Genomic DNA, 14,721 nt, shown 5'->3' on the forward strand with positions numbered 1-14,721 from the left:
GCGGGGGTTTATTCGACGGTCACGTCGCTCGTCATGCGCCAGTCGCGCGGCAGCGTACGCGTCGCATCGCCGGTGACGGTGAGCGTCGCTTGCAGATGAATATCGCGGCTCGAACTGCCGATCATCAGATCGAAATCGCCGGGTTCGACGATGCGTTCGCCGCGTCCATCGGTGAAGTTCAGCATGTCGACAGGCAGGCGAACCTGCACGCGCGCTGCGCCGCCCGCTGCCACCGTCACGCGCGAAAACGCCTTCAATTCACGCACCGGACGCGCACTCGACGCCAGCTTGTCGCGCAGATAAATCTGCACGACGTCCACGCCGTCGCGCGCGCCGATGTTCTTCACCGTGAACGCCAATTCGAACGTGCCGTTTTCGATGGGCGCATCGGACGCGGCGAGTTCGAGCGCTTCGTAAGCGAAGCGCGTATAGCCGAGACCGAAGCCGAACGGGTAGCGCGAACCGAAGTGCCAGGCGACCGGCGTGCCCGCGCTTTTGAGCCGATGGTTGTAGACGTAGGGCACCGCGCCCGCGCTCGTCGGCACGGAAAGCGGCAGGCGTCCGCTGAAATTCTCGCGGCCCGAGAGCAGCGAGGCGAGCGCTTCGCCGCCCTTCTCGCCCGGCGCGAACGCCATCACCTGCGCGGCGACGCGCTCCTCCTGACCGCCGAGGTTGTACGGGCGGCCGCCCGTCATCACGACGACGGTGGGCGTGCCGGTCGCGAGCACGGCGTCGAGCAGCGCCTGCTGCACGCCGGGCAGCGCGAGGCTGTCCGTGTCCGAGCCTTCGCCCACGGTGCCCGACTGGAACAGGCCCGCGAGGTCGCCGACAAACACGATCGCAACGTCGGCGGCGCGCGCCTTTTCGACGGCGGCGGCGATGCGCGACGTGTCCGTGCTGATGAGCGCGTCGCGCGTGCCGACTTCGCGCGTATCGAGCGAGACGTCGCCCGGAAAGACCGGTGCGCCCGCACGGCGTTCTTCGATGATCGCGCAACCGGGCGCGTAGCTCACGCGCGCTTCGCCGAGCACATCGCGCAGCGCGTGCAGCGGTGTCGTCATCGACGAATGCGCGCTCTCGCCGCTGTTGATCAGATGCACGGGGAAGCTGTAGCCCGCGAGCAGCGCGAGCGGATCGTCGGCGGTCGGGCCGATTACGGCCACGTTCTGCGTGCCGTCGTTCGCGAGCGGCAGCACGCCGTCGTTGCGCAGCAGCACCACCGATTCGAGCGCCACGTCGTAGGCCACATCGCTTGCGGCTTCGCTGCGCACGTTCACGCGCGAGACATCGGCATAGGGCTGCTCGAACAGGCCGATGTCGAACTTCACGCGCAGCACGCGCTTCACTGCTGCATTGATGGTCGCTTCGCTGATCTCGCCGCGCGCGAGCGCGTCCTTGAGATGCAGCGCGCACTCGTGGCCCGGCAATTCGATATCGAGTCCCGCGTTGAACGACTGCGCGGCGGCGTCGGCCGCGTCGCGCGCGATGCCGTGATGCGTGTAGAGCAGATTCACGGCCGCATAATCCGCGACGATCAGGCCGTCGAAACCCCATTTATCGCGCAGCACGCCTTGCAGCAAATCGCGGTTCGCGTGGCACGGCACGCCGTCGATGTCGTGATACGCAGGCATGATCGAGCCCGCGTGCGCGAGCTTCACCGCCATCTCGAACGGCAGCAGGAACGTATCGTTGAGTTCGCGCGGACCGACGTGCACGGGCGCGTGATTGCGCGCGCCTTCGCTGGCCGAGTGCGCCACGAAATGCTTGAGCGTGGCGAGCACGTCGCGCTTCTCGCCTTGCAGGCCCTGCACGTAGTGGCACGCCATCACGCCCACCAGATACGGATCTTCGCCGAAGGTTTCCTCGGTGCGTCCCCAACGCGGATCGCGCGAGACATCGAGCACGGGGGCGAGTCCTTGATGACAGCCGATCGAGCGCGCCTGTTCGCCGATCACCTCGCCCACGCGGCCAACCAGCGCAGGATTCCACGTGGCCGCGTAATTGAGCGGCGACGGAAACAGCGTGGCGTCCTTGATCATCAGCCCGACGAGACATTCCTCGTGCGCCATCACCGGAATGCCCAGGCGCGTCTGCTCGATCATCTGCCGTTGCAGCGCGTTGAAGGCCTCCACGCCCTCTTGCGGATCGACCGTATGCGTGCCGAGCGGACGCGTCACCTGACCGAGCCCGTGTTGCAGCAGCGTGTCGAGCGGCACACCCGTATCGCGCTGCGCGAAGTCCTCGGTGCGCCATTCGTGACGGCCATGCGCGCGCAGTTTGAGCCAGACGGCGTGCAGCTGCGCGATCTTTTCGTCGATCGTCATGCGCGCGAGCAGGTCGGCCACGCGCGCTTCGGTGGGCGCGTGAGCGCGGCGGTAAACGGGCACCTCGCTTTGATGGTCAAGCGACATCACAACACTCCTGTTGGGTCGTGTGCAAGGCGCGCATCGCGTCCCGGCACGTTAGTTATCCTGCTTATTTTTCAAGCGTGTGTTCAGACTGCCGAAGCGCCGCGCGACGTGATCAATGCATGCGCTTGAACGCCATGTCGCGGTCGTCGAACAGATGGCAGGCGTCGGGCGGCAGCGCGAGATTGACGTTCTCGTCGTATGCCAGCGCGCTGTCGCCGGGCAGCTTGGCGATCAGCGTGGGCGCGTCCGCGTGCTGCTGGCCGATATGCACGTAGCTGTGCTCGCCCATGCGCTCGACGAGGCGCACGCGGCACGCGAGCGTCGGCTCGTTGCGCGCGGCGTCGGCGAGACGCAGATGTTCGGGGCGAATCCCCAGCGTCACCTTCATGCCAACACTCGCATGGCCCGGCTCGACGCGCGCGAGCACGCGCTCGCCGCTGTCCAGCGCCACGTGCACGCCGCCTTCGTCGGCGCCCGTGACCGTACCGGCGAAGAAGTTCATCTTCGGCGAGCCGATGAAACCGGCCACGAAACGGCTCCTTGGATGGTGATAGAGATCGAGCGGCGCGCCCACCTGCGCGATGCTGCCGTGCCGCTCCATGTCCTTGCCGGCCTGAAGCAGCACGATGCGGTCGGCCAGCGCCATCGCCTCGACCTGATCGTGCGTCACATAGACGGCGCTCGCCTCGCGAAACTCGCGATGCAGGCGCGCAATTTCAGTGCGCGTCTGCACGCGCAGCGCGGCGTCGAGATTCGAGAGCGGTTCGTCGAAGAGGAACACGCCCGGCTCGCGCACGATCGCACGGCCAATCGCCACGCGCTGACGCTGGCCGCCCGAGAGCGCCGCAGGACGGCGTTCGAGCAGCGCATCGAGTTGCAGCGCGGCGGCGGCGCGGCGCACTTTCGTGTCGATGGCCGCCTTGTCGATCTTCGCCTGGCGCAAGCCGAACGCCATGTTCTCGTACACGCTCATATGCGGATAAAGCGCGTAGTTCTGGAACACCATCGCCACGCGGCGCTTCGCGGGCGCGACGTCGTTCATGCGCTGGCCGTCGATGCGCAGTTCGCCGTCGCTGATCGATTCGAGCCCGGCGATCATGCGCAGCAGCGTAGACTTGCCGCAGCCGGACGGCCCGAGAAACACGCAGAACTCGTTCTTGCCGACTTCGAGCTGTGCGTTGCGGATCACCGCCTGACCATTTGCATAGGACTTCTGTACGTTTGCGAGAGAGATGCTTGCCATGTCGTGATGTCGGTATCGGTGCGGTTTGAAACGTGCTTCAGCCCTTGAGCGAGCCGGCCATCATGCCCTTGATCACGCGCTCCTGACCGAACGCGTAGGCCACGATCAGCGGCAGCGAAGTCAGCGTGACGACCGCGAGCATCGCGGGCACGTTCGACGAATACTGGCCCTGAAAATCCCACACCGCGAGCGGCAGCGTGCGATGCTCGGAGGTCGAGGTGAGCATGTAGGCGAAGATGAATTCGTTCCACAGGCCAATGCCGTTGTAGATCGCCACCGTCGCGAGGCCGGGACCGGACAGCGGAAAAAACACGCGCCAGAAGATGCCGAACGGACCACAGCCGTCGAGTTGCGCGGCCTCTTCGAGCTCGCGCGGAATCTGCCGCATGAATTCGGTGAGGATGAAGATCGACACCGGCAGGCTCAGCGCCACGTACGGTCCGAGCAGCGCGAACGGCGTGTCGTAGAGGCCGAGATTGCGCGTGAGCAGATAGATCGGCACCAGCGTCGCGTGCAGCGGCACGATCATGCCCGCGACCACGAGCGCGAACAGCGTCTTGTTGAACGTGAAGCGCAGCCGCGCGAACGCATAGGCGGCCATCGCACTGACGATCACGATCAGCACCACGGACACGCCCACCACGAACAGGCTGTTGCGGAAGTAGGTGAAATACGGGCCTTCGAGCACGGCGGCGTAATTGCCGAAATACAGACGCTTCGGCAAGGCCCAGACCGGCGAGGAAAAGGTTTCGTCCTGCGTTTTGAGGCTAGTCGCCACCACGAAGATGAACGGCACGGTGGTGACGGCCAGCCAGATCAGCGCGAGCAGCGGCACGCCCACGCGGAGCTTGCGCAGGCCGAACCCCGGTTGATGCGGAAGCGTCGACATCGCTCAGACCTCCGTTGCGTAGCGGCGCGTGAAGCGCAGCGAAATGGCCGCCACCGCGCAGACGATGATGAACATCGCCGAGCCGATGGTGCTGCCGTAGCCGAGCTGGAACGAGCTGAACACGGTGCGGTACATATAGGTCGCCATGAGTTCGGACGAGCCTTCGGGACCGCCGCCCGTCATCACGTAGATCAGATCGAAATAGCGCAGCGAGCCGAGAATGGAGAGCAGCGCGGCGGTGCGCACGGTGCCTTGCAGATGCGGCAGCTTGATGCGCCAGAAAATGGTCCATTCCGATGCACCGTCGAGGCGCGCCGCTTCGGCGATTTCCTGCGGCAGCGAAGACAGCCCCGCGAGAAACAGGATCATGTAGAACGGCGTGTTCTGCCAGCAGATCACGGCGATGGTCGAGCCGAGCGACAGATGCGGATCGCCGAGCCAGTCCTGCGCGAGCGCATCGAGTCCGAGCGCATGGAGCGCCGCGTTGAGCGGGCCGAAGTTCGGATCGTAGACGTTCTTGAACAGCACGCCGATCGCCACGCTCGACATCAGCAGCGGCAGGAAATAGAGAATCTTCAGCAGACGCGAGCCGCGCCCCGCTTTTTCGAGCAGCACGGCGAGCGCGAGCGCAATCGGCAGTTCGACCACGATCGACGCGGCCGCGAGCAGCGCGTTGTTCGCGAGCGATTGCCAGAACACGGCATCGTGCGCGAGCTTCGCCCAGTTGGCGAGCCCCACGAAGCGCGCGTTGCTGCCGAGCCCGTTCCAGTCGAGCAAGGAAAGCCGCAAGCTGGAGACGAGCGGGTACAGCAGGAACACGGCGAGCAGCAGCACCGCGGGCGCGAGAAAGGTGGCGGCGACGAGCCACTGCGCGGAGAATCGCAAGCGGCGTTCGGGAACGGCGGAAAGTGCGATGTTCACGGATAGGCCTGCCGGCGGCGTCCTCGCGGACGCTCACCGGTCTTGATGAAGAGATTGATCAGGATGGCGAATCGTTTCGATCAGCCGCCCGACTTCGAAGCCGCTTCCATTTGCTGCGCGGCGGCCTGCGGCGTGACCGAGAGGCCGAACAGCGCCTGGGTCGTGTCCTTATGCAGCTCGCCCAGACGCGGCGGCAGCGCCTGGTCGTACCAGAGCTGCACGTTCGGCGCCTGCACGATGAGCGCCTGCAGGCGCTTGAGGAACGGATCGGGAATCGCCACGTCCTTGACCGGCGGCACCTTGTGGTCGGTCACGCGCGCGCGCATCGATTCGTCGTCGGTGAGCGCCTGGATGAGCTTGAATGCCTGATCCGGGTACTTGCACGCGCTGGAGATGCTCAGGAAGCCGTCGCCGACCGTGCCGATCACGTCGCGCGGATCGCCCTTGCCGCCCGGCACGCTCGGGAACGGGAAGAAGTCGAGCTTGGCGGAGAACGCGGGGTTTTCGTTGGCGATGGTCGAGGCTTCCCAGCCGCCCATCAATTCCATGGCCGCGCGGCCCGAATACAGCAGACGGCGCGAGGCGCCCACGTCGTAGTCGAGGCCGTTGTAGCCCTGCGCGAACGCGCCGGCCTTCACGAGATCCTGAATGTACTTGCCCGCTTCCACGAAGGCCGGATCGCCGAAGCCCTTGCCGCCGCCCTCCACCGCGCCGCGCACGACCTCGGGGCCGCCGATGCGGTCGACGAGGTACATGTAGTACATCGAGCCCGTCCACTTGTTCTTGTTGGCGAGCGCGAACGGCGCGATGTCGTGCGACTTGAGCACCTGCACCACGTGCATCAGCTCGTCCCAGGTCGCGGGCGGCTTGAGACCGTACTGCTTGAAGAGGTCCTTGTTATAGAAGATCACGGCGGCCGACGCGTTTTCGGCGGCCACGCCGTAAGTCTTGCCGTCGAAAGTCACGGCCTTCCATGAGGCGGGCAGGAAGCGGTCGCGATACGCGGGATCCTTCTGCAGATACGGCGTGAGGTCGGCGATCTGGCCGGCCTTCACATATTCGTTGAGCGTGCCGCCGCCCCACGACTCGAACACGCACGGCGGCTGGTTCGCGCCGAACGCCACCTTCAGCTTGGTCTTGTAGGCGTCGTTGAGGATGTGCGAGTTTTCGACCTTGTAGCCGGGGTTTTTCTGCTCGAAGCGATCGGACGCGTCGCGCAGAATCTTGCTGGAACTGGCATTCGTTTGCTGATCCCACGTCGTGATCACTTTCGCGTCCTGCGCGTGCACCACGCCCGCCGCCGCGAGTGCGGCGAACAGCACCGCCGCGCCCGTCGTTTTCGCTACCGCCGCGTACGCCATCTTGGGTGTCTCCTGTCGTTGGTTTTGTTTGCGACCGTTTAACGTTAGCCTTAACGTTACGAGATCGTAGTCATAACGTTCTACCGTCGCCAGACCGTGTTAACCCTCAAGCTGCCGTCTGCGCGACGTATCCGTACAACGCTTGACAGGCGGCCCGTGCGCGCCTGAATTGTCGGGCTGCGCGGTTCTGTTAGAATGATTTCCACTGTAACGATAGCGTTACCAAGACCTCTCCGGGTCGCGGTTCGGGTCGCGCTGCCTCACTCCTTCATAACAAGCTAGTCGCATGACCAAGCAAAATCCCACGCTGGCAGACGTCGCGAGGCTGGCCGGCGTGTCGCAGATGACCGCGTCGCGCGCGCTCAACGGGCGTCCGGGCGTGTCGCGGGAAACGCGCGACGAAGTGCTGCGCATCGCCTCCGACATCGGTTACGTCGTCAATCGCACGGCCCAGAAGCTCTCGGGCGGACGCAACGGCATCATCGGCATCATGACGCCCACGCTCGACACGCAGTTTTCGAGCGAACTGATTCTGGGCGCGGGCCGCGCGGCGCGCGCCGCCGGTTGCGAAGTGCTCGTCTACACGGTGTCCGACGACAGCCACGCGCATCAGGAACTCATCAAGCTCGTGCGCCAGTTTTCCGACGGCCTGCTCGTGATCCTGCCGCGCGAGACCATGTGTCTCGACTCGCTCGCGGCCGCGCACGTGCCCGTGGTGGTGGTCGATCAGCGCGGCACGCTCAATCGTTTTCCCTCGGTGTCGGTCGACAATTACGGCGGCGCGCGCATGGCGGTCGAGCATCTGGTCTCGCTCGGCCACAAGCGCATTGCGTTTCTCGGCGGCGACGAAGCGATCGAAGGCGTGCGCGACCGTCAGCGTGGCTATCACGACACGCTCGTGCGCCACGGCATCGCGCTCGATCCCGAACTCGTCGTGACCGGTGATCTTTCGCAGATGACCGCGTTCGAAGTGGCGACGGGCCTCGTGAACCTGCCCGATCCGCCCACGGCCATCTTCACGGCCAACGACCAGAGCGCGTTCGGCGCGATCGCGGCCGCGCGCGAAGCGGGCCTGCGCGTGCCCGACGACATCTCCGTGATCGGTTTCGACGACATCCCCATGGCCGAGCAGTTTCATCCGGCGCTGACCACGGTGCGCCAGCCGTTTCAGCAGATGTCGAGTTCGGCGGTCAATGCGCTGCTCGCGCAGATCGCGGGCAACGACGCGGTCGCGCAGCGCACGACCTTCCCCGCCGAACTGGTGGTGCGCCAGTCCACGGCGCAGGCGCCCGCCGTCGCGCGGCGGCCTGCCGAGGCGGCGCGGCGGGCGGGCAAGCAGCGCGCGAAAGCGTGAATGTGAGCATGAGCATTGGCGCGAGCGACTTCGCCAGTCGAACGCGCAAATAAAACGGGGCGCCTTATCCACGATAAGGCGCCCCGTTGGTGTTTTCAGCCGGCCTTTCGCGCGGCTTTCACCAGATGGTGTCGAGGTGCGTGAGCGCGCGCACGCGTGCGTCGGGCGTGACGAGCGGCACGCCGAGCGTGCGCGCGGTGGCGGCGACGAGCCGCTGCGACGACGGCAATTCCGGCGAGAGCGTGGTGGCGCGCACCGCGATCGCGGTATCGACGGGCACCATGCGCACGCCTTCGAGCGACGCGAGCGTGGCGAGCCAGCGCCGCGTGTCCATCGCCAGCGCGAGCCGGCCGTTCTCCACGAACTGCGCCAGTTCCAGCACGCTGATCGTGGAGATCAGCACTTCGCCGCCGTCGAGCGCGCCGTCGATGGCCGCGCGCGCGGGCTCGCTCAGTGCACGGTCGCCGCGCAGCCAGTAGATCAGCGCGCAAGTGTCGAGCGTGACCATGGCCGTGGCTTACGTGTCGATGGCCACAGCGCGGCGCGTGCCGACTCGCTCACCCTCGCCCGCCATTTCGCTCAACGCCTCGCCCAACGCATCGCCGGGCGGATCGAAATCGCAGTGGACGATCGCCGCGCGCAGCGAGTCGAGCGGACTCTTGCGCTTGGCGCGATACGGACGTATTTCGATGGTCGGCTGGCCGCGGTCGGTGACCACCACGCTTTCGCCGAGCATTTCGACTTGCCGGAACAGTTCGCAGGCCTTGGCCTTGAACATCGCTTTCGATACCCGTTTTTCCATTGAAGGATCTCCACCCATCGTGATCGGCGCGCTGTAGTTTTGTATGGGACTGCGTTGCGAGACGTCGCGCACCGTGGACGTTATCGCTAACGTCTGCAAGATAGCATGGTCATCGGGCGTCGTTCAAGGGCGGGCAAACGCGGAGTTTCCCGGGTACGCCAAAAGCGCCGGGACCCCATTAAATACGAGGGATTGTGATCGGATGGGTTTGAAGCGGAGACTGAAAAAAGGGACGCCGGCGTGTCAGGGTGGAGGAGGTTGACCACGCCGGCGCGGCCCGGACCAACGTCCGGCCGGGCCTGTCCATGCGACTTGCTACTGCTGGTAACTCACTGGAGATACAGTCGATGCTGCGTTGATGATGCAGGCCGCATCTGTTCTGCCCGAATCAGAACAGATGCATGACGCCTGCGAACACGCCGAACTGGCCCTGGCCGTAGTTCGGATTGCCGTTCGCCGACGAACCCGTGGTCGGATCGTAGTCGTTGTTGCCGTACGAGCCGTTGCCGAGGTTGATGTTCGACGTCGAGCTGTTATGCACGTAGCCCGCTTCCGTGTAGAGGAAGGTGCGCTTCGACAGGTTGTACGTGCCGCCCAGCGTGTAGAGCGTGGCGTTGCCGTTGCCCTTGTTCGCGTTGGCGTGGAAGACCGCCGCCGTGATCGCCGCTGCCGCGTTGATCTGCCAGGCCGCGCCGATCCACTCGTGATCGACCGCCGTCGGCGCGGAGACGCCGCCCGGCTGCGAGGCGTCGGTCACGCCCACGCTCGCGTTGGTCGCGTTCGGCGCGCTCAGATGCTGGTAGCCCGCGTAGAACTTGACCGGGCCGAACACCAGCGTGCCGCCCGCGAGGATCGAGCGCGAGTGCTGGTAGACGTCGTTGAAGGATCCGTCGGCGCCGCGCACTTCGTCGTAAATCACGCGGAAGTCGCCCATGCCGAAGGAGTAGACACCTTCGATGCCGTCGGTGCGGCCCTGGCCCGTGGGCGTCGAGGCCGCGTTCCACTTGGTGTTGTTCGTCAGCGCGTACTGGCCGCGCATGTAGAAGCCGCCCCAGCTCGGCGTCTGGTATTCGAAGCCGTTCGAGGCGCTCGCCCAGTTACGGCCGCGCACGAGCGTCGAAATCGCGTAACGCTGCATCAGCTGCGGGTCGGCGCCCCAGCTGTCCTGCGAGATTTCGCCCGCGCCGAGGTTACCCATCTTGAAGGTACCGTAGCGGTCGTTGTCGAAACCGACGATCGCGTGACGGCCGAACAGCGCGCCCGCCGACTGGCCCGTCTGCGTGTTGAGCTGGCCTTCGAGCTTGAAGATCGCCTTCGTGCCCGCACCGAGATCCTCGTAGCCTTCGAGGCCGAACCACGAACAGCCCCAGTCGCCGCTCTGGGCGCTCACGGCGTTCTTGTTGCCCGGCAGGCCCGTTTCATACTGGATGCCGTTGTCGATACGGCCGTACAAGGTGACCTGGCTTTGCGCCTGGGCGGCGGACGATACCGCGGCCAGCACGGCGAGGCCAATCAGCTTCTTTTTCATCAGGTATCCTATCTTTTTGCGTGTGTCTCCAAACCACGTCCCGGCTTCGTGGGGTAGCCGGCGCAGCGTCCCGAAATGCGCAGGGATCACGTCCCATGCACTTCGGGAGCCGATTATAAAAACGCGCCGCGCGCTCGCGCAGACGGAAAGCGCCAGGGAAAATGCGCCCCAGTTCTAACGTTGTTTCCACTCGGAAGTTGCGCTAGCGCTAACGTTATGGCCACGTTATCTGGTCAGATCGCGCGGCGAGGCCGGTATTTGCGTGGGCGGCGCGTGCACCCGCATGGCGCGGCGGCGTGAAAACCGCTGTGGAAGCGCGTTCCACCGTTTAACCGTCCAGACGGTCGTGCTTAACGTTGCTGGCGCGGTGTCGCGCTCACGCGACGCTGCGGGCATGCGTTCTGCGGCGCAGCCAGTATCGGGTGGCGCGTGCGCGCCCTACTCCCGCTCGACTCCCTTTGCGATGAACGCTCATTCGTCCTCACCGGGAAGCACTCCGGCTCCCGTTTCCCTGCGTCCGCTGCGCGTGGCCATCTGGCTCGCGCTGGTGGGCGGGCCGCTGCTCTGGCTCATGCAGCTGGCGCTGGCGGTCACGCTGGTGTCGGCGGCCTGCGGCGACGGCATCCAGCGTGAGGCCAACATGCCCTGGCCGCACGTCGAGGGCATCGTCGGCGTGGCGTCGGGCGGCGCGTTCGTGATCGCGCTGGTGCTCGCGGTCATGGCGGGCCGCGCATGGCGCCGGACCGTCTCGCTCGCCCCCGACAAGCACGACGCGCTGCGTTTCGTCGCGTGGTGCGCCGCGGCCATTTCCGTGCTGTTTCTGGGGCTGATCGCGTTCTCCACCTGCGTGCTGGTGATCGCGCCAATCGAGCGTCTGTGTACCCCGTTTCAGTGAACGCGAACGGCGTGCGCCCGCTTTTCAAACCATCGGTTAAACGAAATATTTACCGCTTTTCACCCCTGAAAAAACGGGGTCACGGCGATGAAGCGCAGACGTGCGGATTCATTTCAATTGCGTTTTGATTTGCGATGCCAAATGCCCGCAACTCGTGCAATTGATTCGTGCGCGTGAACCGTAAAGTCGAAGCCGTCGGGGAACCCATAGCGAGCGTTTCCCGGTTTCAGGGAGAAAGCAGTGGCTTCGGTATTCGGTGGTATGGGTTGGGCGCTGCGCGCGATGGTGATGGGCGCGGCGATGTGGGGGACGGCTTCGGCGGTACAGGCGCAGGAAGTGTATGTGACGGGCGGCACGCTGGGCGCGGGACTGGGCGGCGCGCTCAATCTGGGGCCGCATGTGGGCCTGCATGCGGAGGCGGCGGGCTTCGGGCTCAGCCACACCGTGACGGTGGACGACAACCGCTACGACGGGCATCTCACGCTCGCCCAGGGCGGCACTTACCTCGATCTGTACCCGTTTACGTCGAGCGCGTTCCGCCTCACGGCAGGCGCCCTTTTCAACGGGGATTCGCTCTCGGCGACGCTCTCGCCGAACGCGCAGGGCAACTATCAGATTGGCGGCGAGACGGTGCCGGCGCTCGGTCCCGCGCCGAGCGCGAAGGTGACGCTTCCGCACGTGATGCCGTATATCGGCATTGGCTATGGTCACAAGAAGCCCGCGCTCGGTCTGGGCTTGTCGTTCGATCTCGGCGTGGCGTATGGCCGTCCGCGCGTCGCGTATGACGTGCCGTCGATTTACGATCCGTACGTTTCGCAGCAGGACATCGCCAACGAAGAACAGAAGTTCACCGACAAGGTCACGCGCTACCACTGGTATCCGGTCGCGCAGGTGGCGTTGACGTATCGCTTCAATTAAGCGGCCAGGCCCCGTGCGGGCCTCGCTGCGTCTGGCGAGAGACGGCGCTGCTCGCCCATCAGAACTTCATGTCGATGCCGAGCATGGCGACGATTTGCGTCGGCGTCGACGATCCCGTCAGGTTTTGCGAATCGCCCACGGCCGGGGCGGCATTCACGACTTCACCCGCACTGCCCAGCGTTTGACCGCTGGCGTGCTGCCACGCCTCGAGCGCGTAAAGCGCCGTGCGTTTCGAAAGCTGATAACCCTGCTTCAGTGAAAACTGCGTGTAGCGCGCCGCATGCGAAATGCCATTGGCTTTCGATGCCTGCGTGTACGAAAAGCCCGCCGCCAGATCGACGGGCGCCGTGACCTGCCAGCGCACAAACGTGCCATACGTGTTGAACGAAGCGGTATCGGTGAACAGCGAACGGGCGCCAGGCAGATAGCGCACATTGGAATACATGAGGCCCACGCGCGCGGCGCCGAAGGTGTAGTTTCCGGCGATCGCGACGTCGCGCATCGACCGCGCCGTGACGTAGCCCTGATTCACCACCGACTCACCGAACGAGCCGCTCGACGACGAGTCGAACGCGGCACTCGTGGTGCTCGCGAATGCGTTGTCCATCCGCAGATAACCGGCGGCCAGCGCGAGCGGTCCCTGCGAATAACGCAGCGCGACGCTGATCGTCTGCCCGCGTCCGGTGCTGCCCGCCATGCCGCCCAGCGCATACATGCCCGCCGCCTGGAGGCCGTGCCATTGCGGCGACACGTACAGGGCCGCGTTGCTTGCGCGCACGGTCGTGTCCATGCCGTCCAGGTCTCCCGGATGCGCGCCCGCTGCACCGGTCAGCGCGGCCACCGACGATAGCGGCCCGACAAACTGGAAATACGGCGTGTATTGACGCCCGAGCGTGGCGCTACCGTAGCGCTCGCTGGAGAGTCCCACATACGCTTGCCGATTGAATATCGATCCGCTCGACGCCTGCGTGCCATTGTTCAGGTCGAAGCCGTTTTCGAGGACAAAGACCGCGCGCATATCATCGCCGAGATTCTCGCTGCCTTGCAAGCCGAACTTCGAGGCGTACAGATTGCCCTGTCGAAGATAGAGATTCGCGTGACCGTTCTGGTTGTTGACGTAGCTGATGGCGTCGTCGGCGACACCGTAGAACGTGAGGCCGCTTTGCGCGTGCGCACCGGGTGCCGTCATCGCTGCTGCTGCCGCCGCGATGACGCGCAGCGCATTCGCGGACGCGCCGCGAAAGTAACTTTGCTGTTTCATTATAAAAATGTGGGACCTGCGCGTAATAATAATTGGCAATCCAGAATGATCTGGAGAAAACCCAATTCAGCGCAGACTTGCTGCGTTGCTGCCGCATTGCATAAAAAAACGCGCGCACCGCTTAATGGCGCGGTGCGCGCGTTCGGTTTCGAGCGGCAAACACGGCCGTGCTTGCGACGGACCGTGCCGCCCGGAACGTCGTTTATTTGCCGCTGACGGCGGTATTGATCGTGTCGAGCACTTGACGCAGCGCCTTGGCATCGACCTGCCCCGGCGCGGACGCCTGGCCGATCATGCCGAAGGTCAGATCGGAACCGAACACCTGGCCGGAGAAGCGCGACACCGCGCCCAATCCGCCCATCGACATCGTCAGCAGCGGCTTGCGCGAATAGCGGTCGCGAATCTGCTCGGTGGCGTCGAGCAGTTTGAGCACGTCGGCGGCGTTATGCGGCATGACGGCGATCTTCAGGATATCCGCGCCCATCGTGTCCTGCTTGCGCAGACGCGCAACGATCTCCGCCGTCGACGGCGTCTTCTGGAAATCGTGGCTCGACATCACAACCTTGATGCCCGCTGCGTGCGCCGCCGCGACGACTTCGCGCACGACGGACGGATCACGGAACATTTCGACGTCGAGGATATCGATGAAATGCGCCTTGATCAGCGCGAGATACAGATCGCCGTATTGCTTGTCGCTGATCTGCTTCGAGCCGCCTTCCGACTTGGTGCGGAACGTGAGAATGAGCGGCTTGCCGTTGGCCACCGACGCGACCTGCTTGCCCAGTCCGGCGATCTGCGTGGCGTCGGTATCGAAGTTCAGGTAGTCGATGCGATATTCGATGATATCGACATTGGGGTTATTGCCGATCGCGCGCGCCTGGGCCAGCACTTCATCGGCGGTCGCGCCCGTGGTCGGAACGATGATCTTCGGCGCGCCTTGCCCAATCACGACGTTGCGGATGGTGATCGGCTCGGCATGACGCTGGGTGACGGCCGCAGCCGGGGCGCTGGTCGCCGCCGACGCGGTCGCGGCCATCGCGAGACCCTGCATACCCAGCAACATCGAAAGCGAAATCACCGTCTTGCGCATCTTCATCGTTTGAAACTCCTGGTTCATGTATTCGGGTAGTTCGCGGAC

13 protein-coding genes are annotated in these 14,721 nt (G+C 64.9%); 3 read left to right on the forward strand and 10 right to left on the reverse strand.

Features of this window, described 5'->3' with window-relative positions; all coding sequences use genetic code 11:
* Window positions 1–8: 8 nt before the first annotated feature.
* From U4Y88_RS02875 to U4Y88_RS02895, 5 genes are all read right to left on the reverse strand, one after another.
* On the reverse strand, window positions 9–2,411 hold the full coding sequence (locus tag U4Y88_RS02875; RefSeq protein ID WP_321782112.1) for a glycoside hydrolase family 3 N-terminal domain-containing protein: 2,403 nt from the start codon (window positions 2,409–2,411) through the stop codon (window positions 9–11).
* A gap of 112 nt (window positions 2,412–2,523) precedes the next feature.
* A complete protein-coding gene (locus U4Y88_RS02880; protein ID WP_321782114.1) occupies window positions 2,524–3,654 on the reverse strand; it encodes a sn-glycerol-3-phosphate ABC transporter ATP-binding protein UgpC in 1,131 nt (376 codons plus the stop codon).
* Window positions 3,655–3,691: 37 nt separating this feature from the next.
* A complete protein-coding gene (locus U4Y88_RS02885; protein ID WP_321782116.1) occupies window positions 3,692–4,543 on the reverse strand; it encodes a carbohydrate ABC transporter permease in 852 nt (283 codons plus the stop codon).
* 3 nt (window positions 4,544–4,546) lie between these two features.
* Window positions 4,547–5,464, reverse strand: coding sequence for a sugar ABC transporter permease (locus U4Y88_RS02890; RefSeq protein ID WP_321782118.1), 918 nt, complete (start codon window positions 5,462–5,464; stop codon window positions 4,547–4,549).
* A gap of 80 nt (window positions 5,465–5,544) precedes the next feature.
* Window positions 5,545–6,825: an extracellular solute-binding protein gene (locus U4Y88_RS02895; RefSeq protein ID WP_321782120.1), complete on the reverse strand. Its 1,281-nt coding sequence runs from the start codon at window positions 6,823–6,825 to the stop codon at window positions 5,545–5,547.
* A gap of 286 nt (window positions 6,826–7,111) precedes the next feature.
* Here U4Y88_RS02895 and U4Y88_RS02900 point away from each other — a divergent pair, with 286 nt between their 5' ends.
* Window positions 7,112–8,179, forward strand: coding sequence for a LacI family DNA-binding transcriptional regulator (locus U4Y88_RS02900; RefSeq protein WP_224010030.1), 1,068 nt, complete (start codon window positions 7,112–7,114; stop codon window positions 8,177–8,179).
* Window positions 8,180–8,297: 118 nt separating this feature from the next.
* On the opposite strand, the gene U4Y88_RS02905 is transcribed toward U4Y88_RS02900, so the two are convergent.
* From U4Y88_RS02905 to U4Y88_RS02915, 3 genes are all read right to left on the reverse strand, one after another.
* Window positions 8,298–8,687: a type II toxin-antitoxin system VapC family toxin gene (locus U4Y88_RS02905; protein ID WP_224010028.1), complete on the reverse strand. Its 390-nt coding sequence runs from the start codon at window positions 8,685–8,687 to the stop codon at window positions 8,298–8,300.
* Between the two features lie 9 nt (window positions 8,688–8,696).
* Complete coding sequence (locus U4Y88_RS02910; RefSeq protein ID WP_321782122.1) at window positions 8,697–8,981, reverse strand: type II toxin-antitoxin system Phd/YefM family antitoxin; 285 nt, start codon at window positions 8,979–8,981, stop codon at window positions 8,697–8,699.
* 388 nt (window positions 8,982–9,369) lie between these two features.
* Window positions 9,370–10,509 (reverse strand): porin, encoded by a 1,140-nt coding sequence (locus U4Y88_RS02915; protein WP_224010026.1) that lies wholly within the window; start codon window positions 10,507–10,509, stop codon window positions 9,370–9,372.
* Window positions 10,510–10,972: 463 nt separating this feature from the next.
* Between U4Y88_RS02915 and U4Y88_RS02920 the strand changes: the two genes are divergently transcribed.
* Both U4Y88_RS02920 and U4Y88_RS02925 read left to right on the forward strand, forming a co-directional pair.
* Window positions 10,973–11,404: a hypothetical protein gene (locus U4Y88_RS02920; RefSeq protein WP_321782123.1), complete on the forward strand. Its 432-nt coding sequence runs from the start codon at window positions 10,973–10,975 to the stop codon at window positions 11,402–11,404.
* 240 nt (window positions 11,405–11,644) lie between these two features.
* Window positions 11,645–12,322: a hypothetical protein gene (locus U4Y88_RS02925; protein WP_321782125.1), complete on the forward strand. Its 678-nt coding sequence runs from the start codon at window positions 11,645–11,647 to the stop codon at window positions 12,320–12,322.
* 58 nt (window positions 12,323–12,380) lie between these two features.
* Here U4Y88_RS02925 and U4Y88_RS02930 read toward each other — a convergent pair whose 3' ends face one another.
* Window positions 12,381–13,583, reverse strand: coding sequence for a porin (locus tag U4Y88_RS02930; RefSeq protein WP_321782127.1), 1,203 nt, complete (start codon window positions 13,581–13,583; stop codon window positions 12,381–12,383).
* A gap of 202 nt (window positions 13,584–13,785) precedes the next feature.
* Complete coding sequence (gene aroD / locus U4Y88_RS02935; RefSeq protein ID WP_310629975.1) at window positions 13,786–14,679, reverse strand: type I 3-dehydroquinate dehydratase; 894 nt, start codon at window positions 14,677–14,679, stop codon at window positions 13,786–13,788.
* Window positions 14,680–14,721: the final 42 nt, after the last annotated feature.

Origin of the sequence: Paraburkholderia sp. J94 (assembly GCF_905220285.1) — a bacterium.
GTDB lineage: Bacteria > Pseudomonadota > Gammaproteobacteria > Burkholderiales > Burkholderiaceae > Paraburkholderia > Paraburkholderia tropica_A.